The organism is Psychrobacter sp. UBA6739 (assembly GCF_002453835.1).
GTDB classification, from domain to species: domain Bacteria; phylum Pseudomonadota; class Gammaproteobacteria; order Pseudomonadales; family Moraxellaceae; genus Psychrobacter; species Psychrobacter immobilis_A.
Genome location: NZ_DKHR01000037.1, coordinates 33,139 through 57,137, shown reverse-complemented (window position 1 = coordinate 57,137; position 23,999 = coordinate 33,139). Strand labels below are relative to the sequence as shown.

The window sequence follows — 23,999 nt, the reverse complement described above, 5'->3', positions numbered from 1 at the left end:
TGTCGTAAACTTTTTCTTGCTGGCTGTCATGCAACATAGCCAAAAGAAGCTGATTAAAAACTCGCTTCAAAAATACCCATTAATCATAAATATTGTCTTGTGCTTCACGTGCACGTAATTCCGCTTGGCGGCGCATCACATCTTGCGGAGGCATTTGTACAAAATACCCTTGCGACTGTAATTTTGCCAGTACTTCTGCTTTATCAACGCGCGCAAGCGTCGGCGTATTGGCTAAGTCCAAGTGCATCACAAATTTACTGCGCCCTAAACTGGCACGGAAATCTTTTGGTAATACGCCAAGCCAATCTTTAATCTCGTCGGTATCATCAGGATAATCAGGACGGGCAATATAGACATACATATCGTTATGTTTGGGGAATTTATAAATATCACAATGCATAATAATGACCTATCAGAAACTATCGCCATAGATTAGCATATTTTGGGTGAATATCAGTAGTCGCTTTACGTTTTGCAATAGGCATTCATGCTAAATTGACTACTGCCTACCAAACGTAAAACGCTTTACTTATCGATACGGTATTGATTATTCTCACAAAAAATAATTTTTGCCAAAATTATTCACTTTAATCGCCTAGATGACTTGTAAAAGCGCGGTGAACCTTTCATAATAAAAGCGTTTTTCAGGAGAGAGTCTTGAGCAAAATATCAGGTGCGTTCATATTAATGAGCTGGCGCTGATAATTGCTACTTGACCACCGAAGGCGCATCCACCCTGCCAATCGCTCAGGTAAAAGGACTGAAAAAACACATGTCACGACTGTTTCGCTGTCTACCGTCAATTGCGTAGCACACCCAAACATAAGGCATAACAAATCTGGAGAGCGGTAAGGACGGACGACGCCTTACCCACCGAAGGGGAGAAAATGCGACATCATTTAATTTGGTTTTTTAAGGCTAGTGCTTTTAAAAACGTGCAATGATGGTTCGTGTTGAAAATCTCAGGTTACAGGACAGATAGGGCTTTTGCTTAAACCGACGTTCAGCGTTTGTTTGGCGGATTGCGCTATTTTTCTGTGCTACCCTTGGTTGCAATGTTTGCACCTTGCAATATTGCTTCTCGCTACTATGATAAGGCACATCAGCCCTCATACTTTGATACTTGTTTTTACGACTGGTTATCGAATGCAGCTGATGTCCACATAAGGATTTGTTATGACCACTACTCAAGATAACACTGCTCAAAGCGCCAACACTTCAGCCCCTAAACGCACACCTCTTTATCAGTCTCACGTTGATAGTGACGGCAAGCTGGTGGATTTTTCTGGTTGGGAATTACCAATCCATTATGGTTCGCAAATCGAAGAGCACGAAGCGGTGCGTACTGATGCTGGTATGTTTGATGTCTCACATATGGTCGTCGCTGATGTCACAGGTAGCGATACCAAAGCATGGCTACAAAAGCTACTGGCCAATGATGTCGATAAACTCAAAACTGTCGGTAAAGCGTTATATTCTGGCATGCTCAACGAGCAAGGTGGCGTCATCGATGACTTAATCGTTTACCTAATGAACGAAGACGCTACTGAATATCGTATCGTCTCAAACGCTGCTACTCGTGATAAAGACATGGCGCAATTTGATAAAGTCGCCGAAGGTTTTGACATCAGCATCACTGAGCGTCCAGAGCTTGCCATGATTGCGGTGCAAGGACCAAACGCCGTTGAAAAACTCGCGCAAACCAAACCTAGCTGGGCAGATACTTTAGCTGGTCTTAAGCCTTTCGTTGGTGCTGATTTAACAGACATCGAAGGCACAGATTGGTTCGTTGCTCGGACTGGCTATACCGGTGAAGATGGCGTCGAAGTCATCATGCATGGTGATGATGCACCAGCGTTTTTTGAGCAATTAAAAGCCAATGGCATAAAACCTGCCGGTCTTGGCGCGCGTGATACCTTGCGTATGGAAGCTGGCATGAACCTCTATGGTCATGACATGGACGACAACGTCAGTCCTTACGAGTGCAACATGGGCTGGACACTTGCGTTAAAAGACGATCGTGATTTTGTCGGTCGTGATGCTTTAGTCAGTAAACGCCAACAAGCAAAAGATGATAACACCGCCATGAAACAAGTCGGCTTACTATTGACGACACGCGGCGTATTGCGTGAAGGCATGACAGTCACCATCAATCAAGGCACGGACAATGAGCAAACTGGCATTATCACCAGTGGTACATTCTCCCCTAGTCTAAAAAATTCAATTGCGATTGCCCGTGTGCCTGCCAGCGTATCAGGTGATGATAGCGTTCAGGTCGATCTGCGCGGCAAAGGCAAGTTCGTTGATGTGCGTGTTCTGAAGCTACCGTTTGTCCGTAATGGCAAACAGCAGTTTGACTCGTAGGCATTATAAACCCTATTATTAACGTCCACTATTTTTGTTAACCATCCTCTATCATTTAGGAGAGAGACCATGAGCAATATCCCAGCAGAACTAAAATACATCGCCAGCCACGAGTGGTTACGCTTAGAAGACGACGGTACTATCACTGTTGGTATCACTGACCATGCTCAAGACCTATTGGGTGACGTGGTATTCGTTGAATTGCCAGACGTGGGCGACATCATCGCTGTTGATGACGAAATCTCTGTCGTTGAATCAGTAAAAGCGGCTTCTGATGTTTATGCACCTATCTCAGGTGAAGTCGTTGCGATCAACGAAGCCCTAGAAGACGATCCAGAAATCATCAACTCTGACCCATATGGCGAAGGTTGGTTCTTTAGAATGAAGCCTGACAACATCGCTGACTACGAAGCATTGCTAACCGCTGATGAGTACGAAAACGAGCTGTAATAGCAGCTTCACTCTCTCGCTTAAAAGCGGTATTTTATTTAAATGCCGCTACTTATAACCTTAAAAAACACAACTTGTTATGACAGATATTGGCGTCAGCTGATATCTGTACGCTTTTTCTTAGAATGCTTATCGCTCAATTTATTGCTTCCAATCGCTATCTGATTGATTCATATCAATTACTTGTCAGGCGCTATTAAAGAGACGTACTCAATACTGCCCCAAGTTGATCACTTAATCTCCAGCATGGATTCTCATATGAACCCTGACACTGATAATCAAGCAAACGCTCAAGAAAAATTTGCCACGCCTGATAATACACCGCAGCTGCAAGCGTTTCGCGAAGTGGTTGAATCACGTCGTTCAGTGCGCCGCTTTACCGACACACCGATACCTGATGATGTGTTAGCAGACTGTTTGCGTTTGGCCATGCTTGCGCCAAACTCTAGCAATCTACAGCCGTGGGAATTTTATGTGATTGATGATGCGGACAAGCGCAAACGCGCGGTGAAAAACTGCATGAATCAAAATGCAGCGAAAACCGCCGCTCGTTTAATCGCAGTCGTTGCTCGCACCGATGTGTGGCATGACCATGCCAAGCAAATATTGCGCGAATACCCTGATAAGCCAGTACCCAAAAAGGTCAAAGACTACTATACCAAAGTCGTTGCCATGGACTTCTTACGAGGACCTGCCAATGTGGTATCAGCGGCTAAATGGGGTGCGACTCAAGTGGTCAGACGGGTAAAAGGTCCGATTAAATCACCTTACTATACTTTTGAAGACACCAAAAACTGGGCAACCAACAATACCGCCCTTGCGGCTGAAAACCTAATGCTTGCACTACGCGCGCATGGCTTTGATAGCTGTCCGATGGGTGGCTTTGATGAGCCTGCCATGAAGCGCTTATTAAATTTAAGCGACAATCAACATATCATTATGATGATTGGTGCTGGTGAGCGCGCTGATAATGGCGTTTACAACAGCCAGTTCCGCTTTGACCAAAAGCAATTTGTTCATTACGTATAAAATCTTAAACCGTCATTAGTTACTATTACTAGTTATTTTAGCCATCCCTTTATTACTCCCTTAACCAAGGATTGTCATGACTATCTCGCAAAACCCAACGTTTGATACCTTTAAAGGTTTATTCAACGAAGCTGAATTTGTCTATCGTCATCTAGGCTCTAATGAGACCAAGCAAGCTGACCTGCTCAGTGCCGTTGGTTATCAAGACATGGCGAGCTTCATCAACGATACCGTGCCTGAACCCGTGCGCTTGCATAAAGAGCTAGATTTGCCAGTGGCGATGAGTGAACATGCCGCGCTTGCCAAATTGCGTACCATGGCAGATGACATCACTGTTAATAAGAGCTATATCGGACAAGGCTATTCGCCAGTACGTATGCCTGCGGTCATTCAGCGTAACGTCCTTGAAAATCCAGGCTGGTACACAGCTTATACGCCTTATCAGGCAGAGATTGCCCAAGGTCGTCTAGAAGCCTTGCTTAACTTCCAACAAGTATGTATTGATTTGACTGGTCTTGAGCTCGCTGGCGCGTCATTGCTTGATGAAGCAACCGCAGCCGCAGAAGCCATGGCAATGTCAAAGCGTGTGAGCAAAAGCAAATCAACGCAGTTTTTTGTTGATGACCGTATCTATCCACAAACCTTAGATGTTATTAATACCCGTGCCAAGTACTTTGGTTGGGAAGTGGTGGTTGGTGATTTCGAGCTGGCTAAATCAGGCGATTATTTTGGTGCGCTATTCCAGTACGTCGGTGTTGAAGGCGATGTTAAAGACTTAACCGACGTCATCACTGCTGTGAAGAAAAACAAAACCTACGTGAGTGTCGTCAGTGACATCATGAGCTTGGTATTATTAAAATCACCAGCAGATATGGGCGCAGACGTCGCTTTAGGTAGCACGCAGCGTTTTGGTATTCCAATGGGCTTTGGTGGTCCACATGCCGCCTACTTTGCCTTCTCTGATAAAGCCAAACGCTCAGCGCCTGGTCGTATCATCGGCGTCTCTAAAGATTCACAAGGCAATACTGCCCTACGTATGGCATTGCAAACTCGTGAGCAGCATATCCGCCGCGAAAAAGCCAACTCAAACATCTGTACCTCACAAGTACTATTGGCAAACCTAGCCGGTATGTATGCCGTTTATCATGGTCCAGGTGGCGTAAAGCGTATTGCTACTCGTATTCATGCATTTGCCACGGCCTTTGCTGATGTCATCAAAAATGCTAATGACAGCAATTTAAACGTGGTACATGACCAATTCTTTGACAGCGTCGTCGTTGATTGTGGATCAGAAAAACTGGCTACTCAAATTTTCGAAAATGCTGACAATGTAGGCTATAACTTATGGCGTCTTGATGAAACCAAATTAAGCGTCGCGTTTAGTGAAACCAGCGATCAACAAGACTTTAGCGTATTAACTCAACTGTTTGTTAGTAAAGCACATGACCTACCAGAAGACGCACGCGTTTCTCTTGATAGTGCACACTTGCGTACTGACGCTATCTTGACGCATCCAGTATTTAACTCGCATCATACCGAACATGAAATGCTGCGTTATTTAAAATCGCTTGAAGACAAAGATTTGGCAATGAACCGCAGCATGATTTCATTGGGTAGCTGTACCATGAAACTGAATGCCACCAGTGAAATGCTACCGATTACTTGGCCTGAATTTGCTAATGTGCATCCTTTTGCACCACGTGACCAAGTCACAGGTTATGTTGCCATGATTGATAGCTTGCAAGACCAGTTGAAAGCCATTACTGGTTTTGATGATGTGTCTATGCAGCCAAACTCTGGCGCTTCAGGTGAGTATGCTGGTCTGCTAGCGATTCGCCGTTATCACGAATCATTGGGTGAAACTGACCGTGATGTTTGTTTAATCCCTCAGTCAGCGCACGGTACCAACCCTGCGACGGCTATGATGATGGGTATGAAAGTAATCGTGGTTAAAACTGATGACAATGGTAACGTTGATATCGATGATCTAACTGCTAAGTGTGAAGAAAACAGTGCCAATCTAGGTGCATTGATGATTACTTATCCATCAACGCATGGCGTGTTTGAAGAAGGCATCCGTAAAATCTGTGACCTTATCCATAAACATGGCGGTCAAGTTTATATGGATGGTGCCAATATGAATGCACAGGTTGGCATGATGCAACCGGCTGACGTTGGCGCTGATGTATTACACATGAACTTGCATAAAACCTTCTGCATCCCGCATGGCGGCGGCGGGCCAGGCATGGGCCCTATCGGCATGAAGTCGCATTTAGCACCCTTTATGGCCAATCATACATTGAGCCCTGTGCATAATGCGCAAAAAGACTGCTCGGCCGTATCGGCAGCCCCTTATGGTTCAGCAAGTATTTTACCAATTTCATGGATGTACATTGCCATGATGGGTCGTGATGGTCTGCTAAAAGCCACTGAGCTTGCGCTATTAAATGCTAACTATGTCGCTGCTCAATTAAAAGACCACTACCCTGTCCTTTATACGGGCAAAAACGGTCGCGTCGCGCACGAATGTATCATCGATATTCGTCCGCTAAAAGAAGAGACTGGCATCAGTGAAAGCGATATCGCCAAGCGCTTGATGGATTATGGTTTCCACTCACCAACGATGAGCTTCCCAGTTGCGGGTACCTTGATGATTGAACCAACTGAGTCTGAATCTAAAGAAGAATTAGACCGTTTCATCAGTGCCCTAAAATCTATCAAAGCCGAAGCAATGAAAGCCAAAGCTGGCGAAGAGGGTTGGACGTTAGAAGACAACCCACTGGTCAACGCACCACATACCGCGGCGATGGTCACCAACAGCGAATGGACGCACCCATACAGCCGTGACACAGCAGCATTCCCACTGCCTTATATCCGCGCCCATAAGTTCTGGCCGAGTGTAGCACGTGTCAATGACGCTTATGGTGATAAGAACCTCATGTGTTCTTGCCCAAGTATCGAAAACTATATGTAGTTTTCAAATAAGTATGAACAGTTGATATAAAAATAAACCTCCAAGTCAGCAGCTGATTTGGAGGTTTTTATTTTGTATGTACTTTATCTGACTTGTTATGCTCTTAGCATGGTTAACTCTAAATAAAACAAAAGATGATCAGAATAGCCTGTTACTAATATATATTTTCCTTGCTTGCTGTGCGACTTCGTCACTGTAGATGCTACGTAAAACTTATCTCAGCAGCACTTAATTCTTTTTAAATTTAATCAACTATAGTTAATTAAAATCACAATTGTATCTATAAGCAAACGCTTTATAATAATGACCTTCTTATTTAATCTTATGTGGAATAGCTAAAATGACTCGTGCAAATAAAAATACGACAGTGTCTAATCACGAGCCCATTCAGATTGAAGGTGTCATACTCATAGCAGGCATCATGTTTTTTGCTGCTCTAGCCACAGTTATCAGTATCTATTTTAATGACTATAAGTTAAACATCAGCTGTGAAAAAAAACGACACAACGAAATCGCAATCTGTCAAGTTGTTAAAGTAAACCTACTTGACCAGAAGACTGTGTTATTTGATGATCAACCTATTACTACTGCTAATATCTCAGGAGTATTCGTTTTTAACAGGAGTCCTAGCGCAGTTAGTAATAGCTTCCAAAAAACGCTGTGCAAAGCTCAATTATATGGTACTTATGGAGAAGTAATTTGGAAAAATCAGTATTCTAATAGATCGTGGCAACAAAACTGCTTTGGATATGATGATAGTGGCGCTTTTATAGATTACTTAGAAAATCAAGAAATTGCAGAAAACAGAAAGCTGAGTCACAACTACCAACTTGTTATCTATAAACATTGGGATAAGTATTTACTAAGCTTTCTAGGTTGGGCACTGGTTTGCTCAATTATCTTTAGTATATATTGCCATATAAGGTTGGAAGTAGAGCTCCGCAAAATGCGTCAAACTTGAGCTAGATTTAACATACATAAATTATATGAGTTATAAAGACTGGTTCTTCATGTTTTTAGCATTCTTTTTCATATGTTACCAAAACTATTTTTACTTTATTGGAAAATGCCATGCCACAAAAAAACTGCGTCATTCTCATCCATGGTCTGCACCAAACCGCTTGGATCATGCGACCACTGGCCAAACGCTTGCAAGCAACAGGATTTGATACTCATCAATTCGGTTATCGTAGTATGCGTGACGGTATCAAAACCAATAGTGCCCGCCTAAATAGCTGGCTAGAAAACCATCATCACCCTGACCAACCGATAGATTTGGTCGGTCATAGTTTGGGCGGTCTGATTATTCGTGATTTTGTCACTGCATATCCGCAGTGGCAGATAGGACGCTGCGTGACACTTGGGACACCGCATGTAGGCAGTGTATGTGCTGACTACATTTGGCGCTTGACCCCAGCTGTGGTAGGGTGCTCATACGTCGATGCCTTAGATGGCACCGTAGCGCCACTACCAAAACATATTACCCTTGGTGTGATTGCGGGTAATCGCCCCTACGGTTTGGGTCAGCTGTTTTTACAGTATCATAATCGCAAACTGCGTAAGACAAATAATATGCCATCAGTAGAACATCTACTACATGATGGCACCGTATATGTAGCAGAAACCAAAATAGAAGCAGCCACTGATCACATAGTTTTACAAGTCTCGCATACTGGGATGCTGGTCGATAAAACAGTAGCCGCGCAAACCAAGTACTTTTTACAACATGGACAGTTCGAGCATAACAAACTTACGTCTTGAGAAAAGCATCATCTTTTATCAATGATAGAATCTTATGGCTTATCGAACATTGATACCCATACCCTGCTGCAACTCAGTTTTATGTTTTTTGATGACTGGAATCAGGGTGTTCATGACCCAGTCATTCCGCCAGCCTTTTAAACCTTCTGGCAACTCGCTTAACTCCTTATCAAAAGCAATTACTTCATACAATTGCCCGAGCCACTTTTTACGCATCAATACATTGTCAGGTACGCCGATAGCTCGTGCGTGATTATCGATCGCTTGCTGCACTGCTTTTGACAGTACTTTATTTTTTGAGCGATACGGCGGTAATAGGCAATCAGGATATTCAGCAGGGTGCAGGTTTTTTGCTTGATTTATCACTTTTAGCAGCTCTTCGCCGTATAAGCGCAACATACTGCGGTGCATCGTGGTTTTGTGCGCAAGCTCTCGCATATTACTTGGTTTTTCAGTGATGATCTCACGTACTGCTTGTTTTTTAATCACAAACGTACGCGGCTGATTGGTCGAACGTGCCAGCTCCTCGCGCCACGTCGCAACCGCTTGCAGTATCGCCATCTGCTGTGAAGTATAACGATAATCTGCCATTGTTAGGTACATTGCATTGTCTTCAACATGCTGAGCATCATACAAATCACTGGCATAAAGCTGGCAATCTGCCCATACATAATCGTACAAACCTTGCTTTTTTAACGCATATTCAAGACTTAAATAAAGCGCTGGCAAAAAGCGTACGTCATCAATCGCATACTGCTCTTGCTCGTCTGATAATGGACGTTGTAGCCAGTCCGACTGGCTTTGTTCTTTATCAATGTGCATGTCTAGCTGGTCGTCAAGCGCTTGTTGATAGCCCATTTGCAACTGACCCGTTAAGTAAGACAACGCAATTTGCGTATCAAATATATTGGTCAATGGCGGACAGCCAGATAGTAAGTAAAAAATACCCAAATCCTCACCACAGGCATGCCAAATCGCTACATCAACTTTGGCCAGTGCCTGCCACAATTCGGTCAGTTGCAACTGCGGGGCATCTAATAAATAAATATGATTACCGGTGTTGAGCTGCACCAATGCCAAGCGCGGATAGTAAGTATCACGTTTGATAAACTCGGTATCTAACGCCACCCGACCACAAGTTGCCAATGCGTCGATAACTTCAGCCAAACCATTTTGTTCACGCACCCACGTGACAGCAGCTTCGTCGGCACTATCTAGCAGCGCATCGATATCTGGCTCTGACGGCAGATCTGCTGACTCTATTTTAGAATTAATTGATGGTGCTAATAAATCATTAGAAGCAGCAATGTTAATGTGGTCTGCAAGGTTTGATTGAATGGCAGCAGTTGAAGCTGTTGGAGCATGGTTGGACACGGGCAGATACCTGCATAAATAGGAAAAAATAAAACGCTAAAGGGCGTCTCAATAGAAGTAAATAATAAAATACTAGGGCGTGTCCTCATTTTAAAAATGGTGATAAAAATGAGATAAATTGCAGTTAAACAAGGAAAATAGCGCAGATAATATCGAGATATTAGTCAGCTATTTGACGCCGTTTAGCAAGATTTAGCCATTTTTAACCCATTTAGATAACTATCGATTGAATTGAGGACACGCCCTAGTGAATCAATTATAACAATTTCATGAAATAAAATGGGCAAGACTTGGTTTTTATAAAGAAGTTATAGAAAAAATACCAGTATGCTATAAAAATGAACGATTTTGCATCGCTTGTCCAAGGGTCATGCTATCAAGATATTCAAGCTCGCCGCCCATTGGTACACCTTGTGCCAAACGTGTGACCTTATTAACATGACGACTGACCGCTGCACTGATAAAGTGCGCGGTGGTCTGCCCTTCGACAGTCGTACCAGTCGCCAATATCAACTCTTCAACAGGCTCTTGCTTNNACCCGCCAGACCAGTTGTTCAATATTCAAATCATCAGCGCTAATACCATCAATCGGTGATAAATGACCACCTAACACAAAGTAGCGGCCACGGTAGCCTGCGGTTTGTTCGATAGCCATCACGTCTGCTGCGGTCTCAACCACACATAGCAAGGCATCATCACGCCGCGGATCTTGGCACAGCGGACAGATTTGATCATCACTGAAGCTGTGGCAGCGTTGGCATTCGACGATATCGCGCATCGCCTCATCAAGCGCTTGGGCAAGTGCCATGCCTTGTGGACGTTTTTTGGTGAGCAAATGCAGCGCCATACGTTGGGCACTTTTTTGACCCACACCCGGCAAAATACGCAGCTGTTTAACCAGCTGATCAAATTTGGCTGTCAGCAAAGCATCTTCCTTTATTTAACTTAATTTATAAATCGTAGCTATAAAAATGGGGTCGTATCGTGTCGATAACAACCCCATTTTTGCCTTCAGTATGAAGTATTTAATGCTTAGAACATACCTTGCATACCAGGTGGTAGACCCATACCTGAGGTCGCGCCAGCCATGGTTTCTTCGTATAGCGCATCTGCTTGACGAACAGCGTCATTGATAGCAGCAGCGATAAGATCTTCGATCATATCTGGCTCATCTTCAAGCAAGCTTGGATCGATGGTTAAACGCTTAACCACATGGCGACCCGTCATGGTAACTTTTACCAGACCACTGCCCGCTTCAGCTTGTACTTCTTTATTCGCAAGCTCTTTTTTAGCGTTTTCAACGTTTGCTTCGACTTTCTTTTGCATCGTTTGTGCTTGTTGCATTAATGCTTGAATATTCATAGTTGCCTCTTTTGTTTTTTAATCATAAATGATTGATATTTTACTAGGGCGTGTCCTCAATTCAATTGATCATATCTAAACGGGCTAAAAATGGCTAAATTTTGCCAAACATCGTTAAATAGCTGGTTAATATCCCGATATTATCTGCGCTATTTTCCTCGTTTGACGGCAATTTATCTCATTTTTATCACCATTTTTGAAATAAGGACACGCCCTAATATAAAGTGCTAACCGCGATTATACCGTTATCTTTACAAACTGTCTAAACCACGCGCCAAATCTTTGATGATATCTTCTACATCTTCTAAGCCTACTGACAAACGAATAAGACCATCTTTTACGCCCGCTTCAGCGCGCTCTTTTGCACTCAAACGAAAATGGGTCGTTGTTGCAGGATGGGTAATGGTGGTTTTAGCATCGCCCAAGTTATTAGTAATAGAAACCATTTGGGTCGAGTCAATGACATGCCAAGCCGCAGATTTCGAATCACGACTATTTGAATCAGTGCTGTCAGAAGCCTTTACCTCAAAACCCATGATAGCACCATAGCCACCTGTCATATGATGTTGACGCGTCGCAAGCTCATGAGCGGGATGATCACTCAAACCTGAAAAATGTACGGTACTGACATTGGGATGATTGACCAAAAACGCTGCCACTTGATTGGCATTTTGACAATGCGCTTGCATACGCAGTTTCAGCGTCTCTAACCCTTTGGTAAATACCCAAGCATTAAACGGACTCATACTGATACCGCCTGAACGTACCACAGTAAACGCCTCTTGCATAAGCTTATTACTGCCGACCAATGCGCCGCCAAGTACTCGACCCTGACCATCTAAATATTTAGTGGCAGAATGAATCACCACATCGGCACCCAAATCAAGCGGACGCTGCAAAGCTGGAGTGGCAAAACAATTATCCACAACGAGTAGGATATCATTGGCTTTACACAGCTGGCTTAAATAGCCGATATCACAAATCTGGGCTAATGGATTACTAGGGCTTTCGCAATAGATCACTTTAGTATTTGGTTGAACGGCGTTTGCCCACGCCTCATTATCGAAGCAATCAACGTAGCTGACTTCCACACCGAACTTTGCCATATAATTATTAAATAGACCAATCGATGAGCCAAATAATTGATTGGCAGCAAGCAAATGATCGCCCGCTTTCAGATATGCCAAGCACATGGTCAAAATCGCGCCCATGCCAGAGGCTGTCGCCACTGCGCGCGCTCCGTTTTCAAGCGCTGCCAAACGACGCTCAAAGGTACGTACACTTGGATTGGTATGGCGTGAGTACACGTTGCCAGTCTTGTCTCCATTAAAATGTGCCGCGGCATCTGTCGCTGAGGTATAAACGTATGAGCTGGTGGTAAAGATAGCCTCTGAGTGCTCACCCTCATCGGTACGATGTTGCCCTGCCCTTACAGCAATGGTTTGCATACCATAATCGAGAGCTAAATTGAGCGCGTCACTGCGCCAGTTTGGATCTAATTTATCTACATTTTTATCATCATGGGCTTGCGACTGACTCATAAATATTCCGTTGCTTTGATTGGTATTTTGATTGATATAAAATGACTGCTTATTCTTCTGATTATCGACCGAATGCATCAGCGTTATCATATCATGTCAACTTATTCCACACAGCTGGTTTCAAGCGATGGCTAAATATTATTTTTGAATACACATCTATCTCTTTCTCAACAACAGATGAAAGAGAGACGATAAGTAAATAATGACTGAATAAGTCGCTGAATCTAACAAAAATAACGTATTTATAATAGGCATAGATGACGACAGCTGATAAGCTTAGCGGCGATTTAATTTTTGCCTTGGGCGATATTGTTATACGCTTCGTAATCAGTGCTATCATCGGTAAAATAAACGATGCACTAGCGCATGTCCTTCATTCAATTGATAGTCTTTTTAATGGGCTAAAACTGAGGACATGCCCTCACGCTTACTTTCTAACAAATACTTCTTTATGTAAGGCTCACTAAGGTAATTCATTTATGTCGATGTTCAGTATAGAACCAAGCAACTTATCGTTGAGTCTAACACTCGGACTAACCTTAGGTCTTAGTGGATGTCAGGTTTTGCCAAAACAGCCGCACTTACCTGAGAGCCAAGCATTATCAGCACGAGTACATGACTTATATCAACAAGAAGACAATCAAGAAACTGGACAAAGTGACACAGTAGCAACCAATGACGTTGATTTGGTAGCATCGATTAGTGAACAGAATGATATTCACCCAGATTTATCCGGCTATCACCCCATTGTAACTGGTGCCAATGCTTTTGCTTCTCGCAGTATATTAACGGACATGTCCACACGTAATATCGATGCGCAGTATTATATTTGGCATAATGACCAAGCTGGTCAGCTACTATTGAAAGATCTGTGGGAAGCGGCTGAACGCGGCATCATTGTACGCTTATTATTAGATGATTTTAATAATGATGCCACCTTCGATCAGCATTTATTACGTTTTTCCAGTCACCCGAACATTGCGGTACGAATCATCAATCCGCTGATGCATCGTAAGTTTCAAACATTAAATTACGTCACAGGTCTGCCACGTATCAATCGCCGCATGCATAATAAAAGCATGACTTTTGATAAGCAGATTACTATCATTGGGGGACGTAATATTGGCAATGAATATTTAAGCAATGACCAAAATAGTCAATTTGCGGATTTGGATGTTTTACTCATCGGTAAAGTCGTCGCAGATATTGACAACAGTTTTTCAAGCTATTGGTCGTCGCCTTTGTCATTTGACATCGAAACTTTAGTGAAGCCTGCCAACAGTACAGCGCCTGATTTCCTAGCGGCACTGGACAAGCTCGGTCAGGATGAAAAAGGTAGCGACAATCATTTGACGGTATATAAAGAAGCGCTAGAAGAGTCAACGATAGACAGTGACTTGGTCAATAAACGCGTGCCTTTTCGCTGGACAGATATGCAGTTTTTGAGTGATGATGTGGGCAAGCTGACCAAAACGGTACCAGCGGATACCAATTTGGTGCATCAATTGCGTACCTTATTAGGCAGCCCAACCAAAAAGCTAACCATCATTTCCTCTTACTTTGTACCCACCAAAGATGGTGTCAATACTTTAGTGCAATTGGCTGAAGCTGGTATCGAGATTAAGATTTTGACCAATTCATTTGATGCGACCGACGTGACTGCTGTGCATTCTGGCTATAGTCAATGGCGACCTAACTTGCTGCGCGCCGGTGTCAAAATCTACGAGCTAAAATCCACCGCCTCTGAGGAAAAACGCGAAAACAAGCTTTGGAAAGCTCGTAGCCAATCCTCAACCAGTTTACATGCAAAAACGTTTGCCGTTGATGACTATCAAGTATTCATTGGCTCCTATAATGTCGACCCTCGCTCTGCCAATATCAATACAGAAATGGGTGTGATCATCAATGATGATGAGCTGGCAAAACAATTGCATGGTGCGCTGAGCGATGACCTGCTAAACCAAGCTTATGAAGTCAAACTATCAGATAATGGTAAGCTACAGTGGCATACTATGGAAGACGATAAAAAAGTAGTTTACGATTCAGAGCCACGTGTCGATATCAGCGATCATGTCTGGCTGACTATCATGTCATGGTTACCTATTGATTGGTTGCTATAGCTGCCATCATCAAAAACACTCTAAAACTTGGTCATATTTACATAATAACAGCGCTATTGAGTGATTCTTTGACCCAATTTTTTTTAGTTTGAATACTTTTTAGTTGGAGTGCTTTTCATTTAAGCACTATTCATTCAAGTGCTCTTAACTCCGATGCTTATTGCTCAATAACTTTTAGCTCAAACGTCTTTATTTTTTCGGCAAATCATTATTTTTCATATTGATTTGTCGTTTTTTATTATAGCCGGTTATCCAGATAATAATCGGCTTAACGAATACTATTATATGTGGATGCGCGACCTATTATGCCTTCTCGTTCTCAATATGCAATGATGTCTTCTAAAGACAGAAACACCGTACTGTTTATCTGCTTTAGCAGCGCAGTCGCGTTTTTTGATTTTTTGATTTATTTATATCTAGCAGATATCATGGCGACCGCTTTTTTCCCTGCTAATATCGACCCAGCTATTACAAAGGTGCAAGGGCTTGGTCTATTTGCAATTGGCTATTTGGCACGCCCACTTGGCGGTATTATCTTTGGTCGTTATGGTGATATCAAAGGCCGAAAACCCATACTATTGATCAGTATATTAGTGACGGCGGTCAGCTTGTTGGCGATGGCATGCTTACCGACCTATGGGCAATGGGGGTTGATTGCACCAACCTTATTTATAGTCTTGAGGCTGATACAAGGCATGGCATTTGGTCTTTATGTGCCACTCGCTTGGGTTTTTGTGGCAGAGCATGTACCGCGCCAATATTCGTCAGTATCTTGTAGCTATGTCACCGCCAGTTTTTATGTAGGCGTGCTGTTTTCTAATGCCTTTTTTCTTTGGTTAACCAATTCTATGACGACTGAGCAATTGGCTAATTACGGCTGGCGCTTGCCATTTTTCATCGCGGCTATTCTGAGTTTATTGCCATTACTGGCGTGGCGATGGATAGATGAGTCACCCTTTTTTCTGGAAATGAAAAACTCAAAACCAAGCGATTATGTTGCCAAACCCTTCAATTTACTCTTTAAGCATTGCAAACATTCGCTATTTATCGGCATGGTTCTCACGCTTATTGTTTCTAGCATCACGACCGTTGTTGTGCTATTGCTACCCGATTTGATTGAATTACGTTTTACCTTAGACAGCGATTTATTTGGATTCTCACACAGTCTGGGTATTGTGTTCATGGTTTTTGGTTGTATTTTTTATGGGATAATATCCAACCACCAAAACTTCGGTAAGATTCTGACGGTTGGCTCTATTCTTTTGATCGCTCAGATGTTTGCCTTTTTCTACCATCTGCAAGCCAGCGGTGACTACATCCTCATTATGTATGCGCTTTTAGGCTTTTGTGCTGGCATCGTTGGGATGATACCTGCCATCCTCGTACAGTTATTTCCGACCAATGTAAGACTAACAGGAATGGCCTTTTGTTATAATATCGCCTACGGTATTGTTGGAGTGCTTGTGCCTTTTGGACTGGGTTATGCCACTCTGTATGTGAGTTTCTCACCAGCGCTCTACATTGCATTTATCGGTTTTATCGGCATAATAATGGGTATTTACTTTTATAATTTGCCTGAATTTAAAAAAATCGACCACATTATTTAGCTAGTAGCTGCCTATTGTCTGCATAACGATTGAAATTAAAAATTAAGGTGCAATCGTATGTCTCATACATTGCACCTTGTTCATTTATTTAAGACACCAATATTAAAATATTAAGGCTCAAAACCATGGTTGATATGACCAACAAACGTCTTTCCGTTGCGCCCATGATTGATTGGACAACGACGGATTATCGTTATTTTGCTCGGCTTTTTAATCCGCATGTTTATTTATACACCGAGATGATCAGTACGGGCGCGCTGATACATGGCAATCGAGCACGGCATCTGCGCTTTGATACGCTTGAGCATCCGCTTGTACTACAGCTGGGCGGCGCAGATATTAGCGAGATGACGCAATGTGCTGAATTTGCGCAGCAGCACGGTTATAATGAGGTCAATATCAATGTTGGTTGTCCCTCTGATCGCGTACAGCATAATAAGATTGGTGCTTGCCTCATGGCAGAGCCGCACACGGTTGCCGATTTGGTCAAGCACATGCAAGCGGCGGTCGATATCCCAGTAACCGTGAAGCATCGTATTGGTATCGATGATTTTGACAGTTATGAGTTTATGGTGGATTTTGTAGAAAAAGTGGCAGCAGCGGGTTGTACACGCTTTATTGTCCATGCACGTACTGCATGGCTACAAGGGCTTAGCCCCAAGCAAAATCGCGAGATACCACCGCTACGTTATGAGGATGTCTATCGTCTCAAACAAGACTTTCCACAGCTTGATATCGAAATTAATGGCGGCATCGATACCGTTAAAGACATCGAAGCACATTTGCAGCATGTGGATGGCGTGATGATTGGTCGCGCGTTTTATCACAACCCTTACCTATTAGCAGAAACCAATAGCTTATGGAACGAACCAGCACCTAAGCGCTCAGATATTCTAGCGCAGCTGTATCCGTATATGCAGGCGCAGATTGCTAATGGTGAAGCACTGCCAACGATGACAAGACATTATTTAGGGTTGTTTCAAGGACTGACGGGTGCGCGCAAATGGCGACAGGCATTAAGTGGTAAACCTCAGCTAACAATCGACGATATCAAACGGGCAGCGGATGAGGTGTTACTACTAAATCCTGATGCTTAAGAAAATTCATTATTATGACGATAGCATAAAAGTGTAATAATAACGCCGAAATAGCCATTGTTTATTTAAGCGATTTGCGCAATATATTGCCACATCGCCGCCCCATTATTCACAATATGCAATAATATCGGCAGTAACAGCGAGCCTGACTTGATACGCGCGTAGCAAAATATCAATGCCAGTACCACAATGGTGCTGATTTCATAAATACCATACTGCACATGGATCACCGCAAATATCAAGCTGGTCACGACACTTGCTACGATCGCCCCTCGATGCTTTGAATAAGTTGACGAGGTAAATTGCTCTGCGATCGCTGACCATAATAGACCACGAAATATCAGCTCTTCATAGATTGGCGCGACAATGACCATTGCAAATATCAATAGCCATACTGAGCTGACAGACTGATATAAAGGGTCGACGAAGAGCAATGGCGATTTATCAAGTAAATAAGTCAATGCCTGACTGCCAATCATAAATATCAATAGCAGCCCAAGCAATCCCATACCCACCGCAAATGAGAACGGCTTTAGCGCTAAATACTGCCGACTATCGCCGCCTCTTACACGGATCACCAAAAGACTAATAGCAATCAATAGCACGCAGCCTATGATAATAGAGAGGCTGACCACGGTGCCATCGTTACTACCAAAAAAGAAGATATCAGCCATGGTTGAATTTTTAGAAGCCGGTAATACTAGCTTGCCAGCGATATACACGCCTAGCAGCTGACTGATAAAAAATGCCATCAGCATACCAACAGTCAGTAGAAAGACACCCAATCGTGAAAATAGCGGCGTGCGCTTAGGCGGTGTATTAAGATTGTGCGAACCAGTAGCATTTTTTAGCATAAAGTCATTACTCAAACGGATATTTTGTCAGCTCGCATTAACATAAGCAATAATGAGCAGAAATAGTCATCAGCGATTATGTTGGTAATTGCTGCTCAATCAATGATAATACTTGCTGAGAGACCGACTCTGGATACTCAAGTGGGAACATATGACCACCGGCATGGGTCTCATAAGGAATATTCAAACGCGACTTTATTTGTTGCGGAAATCGGCGTTTTAAAAAGATACTGTCTTGACCGATAATCAAAGTAACAGGCGGCTTTGGTCCATGATTTGGTGCCAGCCAATACCAAGATGGATTGGTGCGAAAGACAGCGACCTCACTGGCTTTCGGAATCGCCAATGTCACTTTGCCATCCGCACGTTCGTGTAGCCCATGCTCGATATAGCCTTGAAAACTGCGTTCATCAAAGTTTTTGAAAAAACCTTTGTGCCGCATCTTATCATACGCATCTGCGCGGCTCGCCCAGACATCACGGCGATGCTTAGACACGCCAGCTGGTGACAATTTATCCATCAGGCGGTTATTCATCATCGGCAATCTATCCGCCGTCTTTGCCAAATGCCATAGCAAACTCACCTTGCCATAAATCCAAGGTGGATCCATGAGCACCGCCTGGGCAAAGTACTGCGGCGCACGATACAATGCCTGCAAGGTACACATCGCACCCAGCGAATGGCCCACTGCCACTACTTGCGTCACGCCATGCTTCTCACAGGTATTTTTGACACTATCAATAATCTGCTGTGTAAGGCTACGCCAATGGTCATCGACTGGATAATCAGGCGTTGCACCTAACATGGCAATATATTCAATGGTAAAAAATTCTGCTAACTTCTCAAAAAATGGTTGATAAACCGCACTTGGCATCCCATTAGCATGAGCAAAATGCAGGACAGGTTTGTTGGTTAGTGTAGAGACAGGTAAAGCAGTAAAAATTGGCAAATTAATTTCATCACTCATGACAAGCTCTCTTCGATTTAAGTCGCTATTTAGGGTGTTTTTTATAATCATTGAATCTCATATACAATTGAGGCTGAGCATAATCATACGCTCAGCCTCAACAATCATACACAGTAAATCTCAAACATAAAACGCTTAACGCATCTGCGCATTGCCTTCTTCTTGCGGTAAAACATCAAGGCTGACACTAGAGCCAATGCCCGCACCCAATTTAACAGCAAAGCGGTCCATGAATAACTGGAACGGATCTGTTGGGCTATAATTGATAACATTATCCAGCTTTAATTGTTTTTCTAAAGTAGCAATGCTGCCTTTCTTATCGGCTAAGCCAAGCTCAATAGACTGCTCGCCTGTCCAGAATAATCCTGAGAACAGCTTATTTTGTTCAGGATTTTTGAGGCGATCGCCGCGACCTTCTTTGACTGCATTAATAAAATGCTTATGGGTATTGTCCAAGACTTTTTCCACATGTTGTTCTTCATAAGGCGTTAGCGGACGCGACAAACTTAAGATGTCTTTGTATTCACCAGCAGTAATCGTACGATCTTCTACGCCAACTTTATCCATCAAACCTTTGATGTTATAGCTTGGCATAATCACGCCAATAGAGCCAACTAAACTTGACGGGTTCACATAAATCTCATCCGCCGCAGAAGCAATATAATACGCGCCAGAAGCACCCATATCACCAATCACAGCATAGAGTTTTTTGTCTGGATATTCTTTACGCAAATCCATCATAGTCTGCCAAATCTCATCAGACTGTACTGGTGAGCCACCAGGTGAATTGATATCCAAGGCTACCGCCTTTGAATTGCTATTTTCAAAAGCACGGGTCAATGCCTCATTGACATCATAAGCGTTGGCCACATCGCCACTACTAATGACACCTTGTAGCTCAACCACGGCTAAATGCGGCTTGCTCGTGTCGACACCATCTAGACCCGTTGGCGCGCTGCTGCTGCAACTACGACCAAGCGTCAGAAATATCAGTAAAATATAACCAAAGGTCAATAGTTTAAAAAAGATACTCCAGCGACGGGCGCGGCGTTGCTCTACCACACTAGCCAATAAAGTGTTTTCAAGCAATCGCCATTCTTGTCCACTCGGCTGGCTTGGCGGCGACATCGGTACTGGCTGATTTGCCGAATTGTCAGGACGTTTGTTAGGGTCTGGTGGCCAGTTGGGCATATAACTTCCTAAGTCAGAAACAGTCTAAAGCAATAAAAAGAGAAGATAGAAATACAGTCAGTAATAAGGAGCTGCTTGTCACTCCAAATACGGTCACAGTCATCTATATTCATAGGCTGCTAAGTATGGTGGTATTTCAATCATGGTTCAATAGTATAACTGGGAAATATCACTATATTGTAACATTGATTAGATAAGCAATATTTTTATGGCGTCGTATTGGTAGTATCTACTGCCGGATTGAGAGACAACGTTGCTTCTGGCATTTTGCCATCATAAGTGATCATTTCATTGATGGTTTGACGACTTATCACCTCAGCAGTTATCTGTGATGTGCTATGTCCTAGCCATGTCACATTACGAAAAGTGCGTGGTTGCTCAGGTGGTTCAACTGGACATAACAATGTCCACATTTGCCAAATGCGCTGATGAGTATCTGCATTTAATATCAGACGTGCCTGAAGCGTATTGGCTTGATGAGTCGATGGCTGGCTACTTGATGTGAGTGTCTGCACAGTAGCAGGTATTGATTTGAGTGGATCAGCCGCATTATACTTTAATACCCTTATGGGCAAGCTGGCATCTATAGCCACCGTACAATCCCAAACACTCGGACTGTCTATGTTGCTCCACCCTGTCAATGCTTGTATGGACAAGTCACCATTGCCCAACTGCCACGTTTTGCCTTGTTCACAGCGTTGCACACTAATATTCGTCATGTCCTTGGATTGGCTAGTGACTTTATAGGCTTGCTGAAATGCAGACCAACGATCCGAGCGTCCTGCTTGCCAATACTGACTAATAGGTAAACGCTGATTAAGCTGAAAAACCGTCAAAGGCAACAGCGCAGAAGCATTAGCATTAGTAGAAGCAAAAGCATTAGAAGCTAAATACGTCTTATCAGTAGTAAGCGTCTCCGTCAATCCAGCACTACTACTCTGCACGACTATACCTTCTAGTGTATCAACTGACAAGCTACCCAGCTGCTGCGCCAATGTCATCGACAGCTTATTCGCCTTTAGATTACTTGGCATCGTTCGTGCGGCATTGGGTCTGTGGTCAGATAAAAATAGCCAGCTGATGTTTGTCTTATGCGTATTTGTTGTGGATGACTGCTCATTATTGACAACAGGATACTGCAACAAAGCAGCGCTTATATAGGGATCACCCGTTGGTAAGATATACAAGGTCGGTATCGTCGTTAGTGATTGCTGATTGGCATATACCGTCATCATTAATAAGGTTAGCGGCGGCAGTGCCAGCCAACGACTGATAAATCCTCGTGGTAGTAGCCATGGCAACATACTTAATAGTACCATCAGCAATATGGCGACATTCACAGGAGTATAAAGCCACGCTTCTGACAATGCAGGTAATGAAGTTAACCACGTTATCAGTTCATGCAATTTCGCGACAATGGCGCTAACGAGCCGCCAAATACTATCAGCAATAGCAGGTGATAAAAGATAGCAAAGCCCTGCTAACAGATTAAGCGGCACAATCACCCAACCAAATAAACCGATAGCAAACAGATTGATGACAAGACCCCACAGCGACGCCTTGCCAAATAATAGCAATGTAATAGGTAATAAAGTAATAAATAGCCAAAACTGTAATTTGAATACACGTTTGCCTATTATCCAAACACGCTTGAACGCAGTCTCTACTATACTGGCACTATGAGCAGATGCCGTTTCTGATATGACAGCTGATTGCGTATATGAGGCATCATCATATTTAAGGAGTAATGCCACTGCGATAAAAGATAGCCAGTACCCTGCCTGCCATAATACGTAGGGATCAAGCCATGCCATCAACACTGCCAAGGCAAACAACACCCGCATCGTACTAACCGGCAATAATGTTAAACGTACCAAACCTATCGCGAATAACATCCATGCGGTACGAGCAGCAGGTACATCAAAACCAGTAAATAACGCATAAATAAAAGCAGCAGCGATCATCACCCACCAGCGCACTTGCCAACGCGGTACATAACGATAAACCTTTGGCCATAACCGATCAAAAAGCAACACCGCCGCACCTGCCAGCATAATCGCTAAAAACAATACATGAGTGCCAGAGATAGCCAGCAAATGTGAAATACCAGCCAGTTGATACAAATCCTTGGTATCGCGATTGATTAAACTGCGATCACCTGTGAGCAAACTTAAAGTGACCGCTTTTGCCTGTTGCGCTGCTGTGGTCTGTGTCGACCAATCTTGATAAAAATGCTGGCGTAATTGCCAACGTCCTTGGTTGATATAAGTCTGAAAACGCTGCAGATATGAAGAAGAGGCAAATGCTTGCTTTGATACCTCAGTATTGGTGAAATTTGAGGTGCCAACGGTCAATATATTAGCAACTCCATCAATATGACGACCTCGTAGCCAGCGATAACTGTCAAAACCAGATGGATTGCTCAACGCTTGCTCAGAGGTCGCCAGTGGTGCAAAGGCTAAACTCATAAACAGCTGATCCCCAGGTTGTAAATAATTTAAGCGGTCAAACGGATTATTGTCCAAATTTTTCTTGGATGATTGTTTTGATGGACTTTTTGGATAACCATTGAGCAATACACGATACGTGACATCCTTACTGTTATTTGAGTTATTTTTATATAGGTTATTATTGCTTAGGCTATTATTTTCATCTATTAGAAAGTTACTGGTCATAGCATCTAAATCTTCAACCGCCAACGCCGACACCAAGGGTGATATATCACTAATGACAGCAACTTGTCGATAGCCACTGTCTGTGGCGACGTCATAAACGCTGTCACTTATCCCTTCGATAGTGACTAATGCTTGTACACGCATTGGCTCAGTGATTTCTGTTAATTCTGCTTGTTGATGGCCAATCAGGGCTTGCAGCGCACTGCCAATGATTAATCCAAGTGCCAATACAGCAACTAAAACATGAGTCAAAATACGAAAGAAGAGTTTAGATTTATGTGAAGTATTATATGAAGGATTACGTGAAGAGAGACCAGCAGTATGTTGCGATAAATGGCTGGGTTTTGCAGAAGGTACATTAAACTGGGCAATAACAATCAGGATAATAGCAAAAATAATGAGCGACAAAGATAAGATAGGAGTATTCAATATATCCATTAACGATGAGCTAGTGGGTATCGCCATACTATCTGCGACTGCCAAAACGCCCATCATGGCGATAATAATCAAGCTACCAATCAACCAGTACACCAGCGCTCCTTGCTTGATGAGGTGAATATTAGTTTTTGCCTAAATAAAGCCATTTATTATGATAAATAGCCACTTAATATGACGAAAATGTATCGGAACACC

17 protein-coding genes, 1 pseudogene and 2 riboswitches are annotated in these 23,999 nt (G+C 43.1%); of the genes and pseudogenes, 9 read left to right on the top strand and 9 right to left on the bottom strand.

What is annotated here, in order from left to right; genetic code table 11:
- Positions 1–79: 79 nt before the first annotated feature.
- Positions 80–400, bottom strand: coding sequence for a YcgL domain-containing protein (locus B2575_RS08890; RefSeq protein ID WP_045451381.1), 321 nt, complete (start codon positions 398–400; stop codon positions 80–82).
- A 235-nt stretch (positions 401–635) separates the two neighbouring features.
- A riboswitch (glycine riboswitch) is annotated at positions 636–773 on the top strand.
- A 55-nt stretch (positions 774–828) separates the two neighbouring features.
- Positions 829–988: riboswitch (glycine riboswitch) on the top strand.
- Between the two features lie 188 nt (positions 989–1,176).
- Here B2575_RS08890 and gcvT point away from each other — a divergent pair.
- From gcvT to B2575_RS08860, 6 genes are all read left to right on the top strand, one after another.
- The gene (gene gcvT, locus B2575_RS08885; protein ID WP_296241409.1) at positions 1,177–2,364 is read left to right on the top strand and encodes a glycine cleavage system aminomethyltransferase GcvT; all 1,188 of its coding nucleotides are present in this window, start codon (positions 1,177–1,179) and stop codon (positions 2,362–2,364) included.
- 69 nt (positions 2,365–2,433) lie between these two features.
- Entirely contained in the window at positions 2,434–2,814 is a 381-nt protein-coding gene (gene gcvH / locus B2575_RS08880) for a glycine cleavage system protein GcvH (protein WP_011280078.1), read from the top strand.
- Between the two features lie 258 nt (positions 2,815–3,072).
- Positions 3,073–3,843: a nitroreductase family protein gene (locus B2575_RS08875; RefSeq protein WP_296241398.1), complete on the top strand. Its 771-nt coding sequence runs from the start codon at positions 3,073–3,075 to the stop codon at positions 3,841–3,843.
- Positions 3,844–3,919: 76 nt separating this feature from the next.
- The gene (gcvP, locus tag B2575_RS08870) at positions 3,920–6,817 is read left to right on the top strand and encodes an aminomethyl-transferring glycine dehydrogenase (RefSeq protein WP_296241397.1); all 2,898 of its coding nucleotides are present in this window, start codon (positions 3,920–3,922) and stop codon (positions 6,815–6,817) included.
- Between the two features lie 340 nt (positions 6,818–7,157).
- Entirely contained in the window at positions 7,158–7,778 is a 621-nt protein-coding gene (locus B2575_RS08865) for a hypothetical protein (protein ID WP_296241394.1), read from the top strand.
- A 110-nt stretch (positions 7,779–7,888) separates the two neighbouring features.
- Positions 7,889–8,578 carry an esterase/lipase family protein gene (locus B2575_RS08860; RefSeq protein ID WP_296241389.1) on the top strand — a complete coding sequence of 230 codons (690 nt, stop codon included), beginning with the start codon at positions 7,889–7,891 and terminating at the stop codon, positions 8,576–8,578.
- A 39-nt stretch (positions 8,579–8,617) separates the two neighbouring features.
- Here B2575_RS08860 and B2575_RS08855 read toward each other — a convergent pair whose 3' ends face one another.
- From B2575_RS08855 to B2575_RS08840, 4 genes and pseudogenes are all read right to left on the bottom strand, one after another.
- Complete coding sequence (locus B2575_RS08855) at positions 8,618–9,952, bottom strand: ribonuclease D (protein ID WP_296241387.1); 1,335 nt, start codon at positions 9,950–9,952, stop codon at positions 8,618–8,620.
- 330 nt (positions 9,953–10,282) lie between these two features.
- Positions 10,283–10,877, bottom strand: a pseudogene (recR, locus tag B2575_RS08850) (recombination mediator RecR).
- Positions 10,878–10,984: 107 nt separating this feature from the next.
- A complete protein-coding gene (locus B2575_RS08845) occupies positions 10,985–11,314 on the bottom strand; it encodes a YbaB/EbfC family nucleoid-associated protein (protein WP_045445429.1) in 330 nt (109 codons plus the stop codon).
- A gap of 251 nt (positions 11,315–11,565) precedes the next feature.
- Complete coding sequence (locus B2575_RS08840; protein WP_296241384.1) at positions 11,566–12,855, bottom strand: O-succinylhomoserine sulfhydrylase; 1,290 nt, start codon at positions 12,853–12,855, stop codon at positions 11,566–11,568.
- A gap of 479 nt (positions 12,856–13,334) precedes the next feature.
- Between B2575_RS08840 and B2575_RS08835 the strand changes: the two genes are divergently transcribed.
- From B2575_RS08835 to dusA, 3 genes are all read left to right on the top strand, one after another.
- On the top strand, positions 13,335–14,975 hold the full coding sequence (locus tag B2575_RS08835; protein WP_296241382.1) for a phospholipase D family protein: 1,641 nt from the start codon (positions 13,335–13,337) through the stop codon (positions 14,973–14,975).
- Between the two features lie 305 nt (positions 14,976–15,280).
- Positions 15,281–16,582: an MFS transporter gene (locus tag B2575_RS08830; protein ID WP_045451556.1), complete on the top strand. Its 1,302-nt coding sequence runs from the start codon at positions 15,281–15,283 to the stop codon at positions 16,580–16,582.
- 125 nt (positions 16,583–16,707) lie between these two features.
- Positions 16,708–17,679 carry a tRNA dihydrouridine(20/20a) synthase DusA gene (gene dusA, locus B2575_RS08825; RefSeq protein ID WP_296241378.1) on the top strand — a complete coding sequence of 324 codons (972 nt, stop codon included), beginning with the start codon at positions 16,708–16,710 and terminating at the stop codon, positions 17,677–17,679.
- A 65-nt stretch (positions 17,680–17,744) separates the two neighbouring features.
- On the opposite strand, the gene B2575_RS08820 is transcribed toward dusA, so the two are convergent.
- The 4 genes from B2575_RS08820 to B2575_RS08805 form a co-directional block, all read right to left on the bottom strand.
- The gene (locus tag B2575_RS08820) at positions 17,745–18,533 is read right to left on the bottom strand and encodes a CPBP family intramembrane glutamic endopeptidase (protein ID WP_296241377.1); all 789 of its coding nucleotides are present in this window, start codon (positions 18,531–18,533) and stop codon (positions 17,745–17,747) included.
- A gap of 76 nt (positions 18,534–18,609) precedes the next feature.
- Positions 18,610–19,500 carry an alpha/beta hydrolase gene (locus B2575_RS08815; RefSeq protein ID WP_296241376.1) on the bottom strand — a complete coding sequence of 297 codons (891 nt, stop codon included), beginning with the start codon at positions 19,498–19,500 and terminating at the stop codon, positions 18,610–18,612.
- A 135-nt stretch (positions 19,501–19,635) separates the two neighbouring features.
- Positions 19,636–20,691 (bottom strand): signal peptide peptidase SppA, encoded by a 1,056-nt coding sequence (sppA, locus tag B2575_RS08810; protein ID WP_296241375.1) that lies wholly within the window; start codon positions 20,689–20,691, stop codon positions 19,636–19,638.
- Between the two features lie 206 nt (positions 20,692–20,897).
- Positions 20,898–23,897, bottom strand: a complete 3,000-nt coding sequence (locus B2575_RS08805) for a ComEC/Rec2 family competence protein (RefSeq protein WP_296241373.1) — start codon at positions 23,895–23,897, stop codon at positions 20,898–20,900.
- Positions 23,898–23,999 lie beyond the last annotated feature (102 nt).

What these genes read in the sequence shown, in the direction of transcription:
- B2575_RS08815 (WP_296241376.1), bottom strand. Translation starts at nt 19,500, where the DNA reads ATGAGTGATGAAATTAATTTGCCAATTTTTACTGCTTTACCTGTCTCT.
- B2575_RS08860 (WP_296241389.1), top strand. Translation starts at nt 7,889, where the DNA reads ATGCCACAAAAAAACTGCGTCATTCTCATCCATGGTCTGCACCAAACC.
- B2575_RS08845 (WP_045445429.1), bottom strand. Translation starts at nt 11,314, where the DNA reads ATGAATATTCAAGCATTAATGCAACAAGCACAAACGATGCAAAAGAAA.
- gcvH (WP_011280078.1), top strand. Translation starts at nt 2,434, where the DNA reads ATGAGCAATATCCCAGCAGAACTAAAATACATCGCCAGCCACGAGTGG.
- B2575_RS08840 (WP_296241384.1), bottom strand. Translation starts at nt 12,855, where the DNA reads ATGAGTCAGTCGCAAGCCCATGATGATAAAAATGTAGATAAATTAGAT.
- B2575_RS08830 (WP_045451556.1), top strand. Translation starts at nt 15,281, where the DNA reads ATGCCTTCTCGTTCTCAATATGCAATGATGTCTTCTAAAGACAGAAAC.
- B2575_RS08875 (WP_296241398.1), top strand. Translation starts at nt 3,073, where the DNA reads ATGAACCCTGACACTGATAATCAAGCAAACGCTCAAGAAAAATTTGCC.
- gcvT (WP_296241409.1), top strand. Translation starts at nt 1,177, where the DNA reads ATGACCACTACTCAAGATAACACTGCTCAAAGCGCCAACACTTCAGCC.
- B2575_RS08820 (WP_296241377.1), bottom strand. Translation starts at nt 18,533, where the DNA reads ATGCTAAAAAATGCTACTGGTTCGCACAATCTTAATACACCGCCTAAG.
- gcvP (WP_296241397.1), top strand. Translation starts at nt 3,920, where the DNA reads ATGACTATCTCGCAAAACCCAACGTTTGATACCTTTAAAGGTTTATTC.
- dusA (WP_296241378.1), top strand. Translation starts at nt 16,708, where the DNA reads ATGGTTGATATGACCAACAAACGTCTTTCCGTTGCGCCCATGATTGAT.
- B2575_RS08890 (WP_045451381.1), bottom strand. Translation starts at nt 400, where the DNA reads ATGCATTGTGATATTTATAAATTCCCCAAACATAACGATATGTATGTC.
- B2575_RS08835 (WP_296241382.1), top strand. Translation starts at nt 13,335, where the DNA reads ATGTCGATGTTCAGTATAGAACCAAGCAACTTATCGTTGAGTCTAACA.
- sppA (WP_296241375.1), bottom strand. Translation starts at nt 20,691, where the DNA reads ATGCCCAACTGGCCACCAGACCCTAACAAACGTCCTGACAATTCGGCA.
- B2575_RS08865 (WP_296241394.1), top strand. Translation starts at nt 7,158, where the DNA reads ATGACTCGTGCAAATAAAAATACGACAGTGTCTAATCACGAGCCCATT.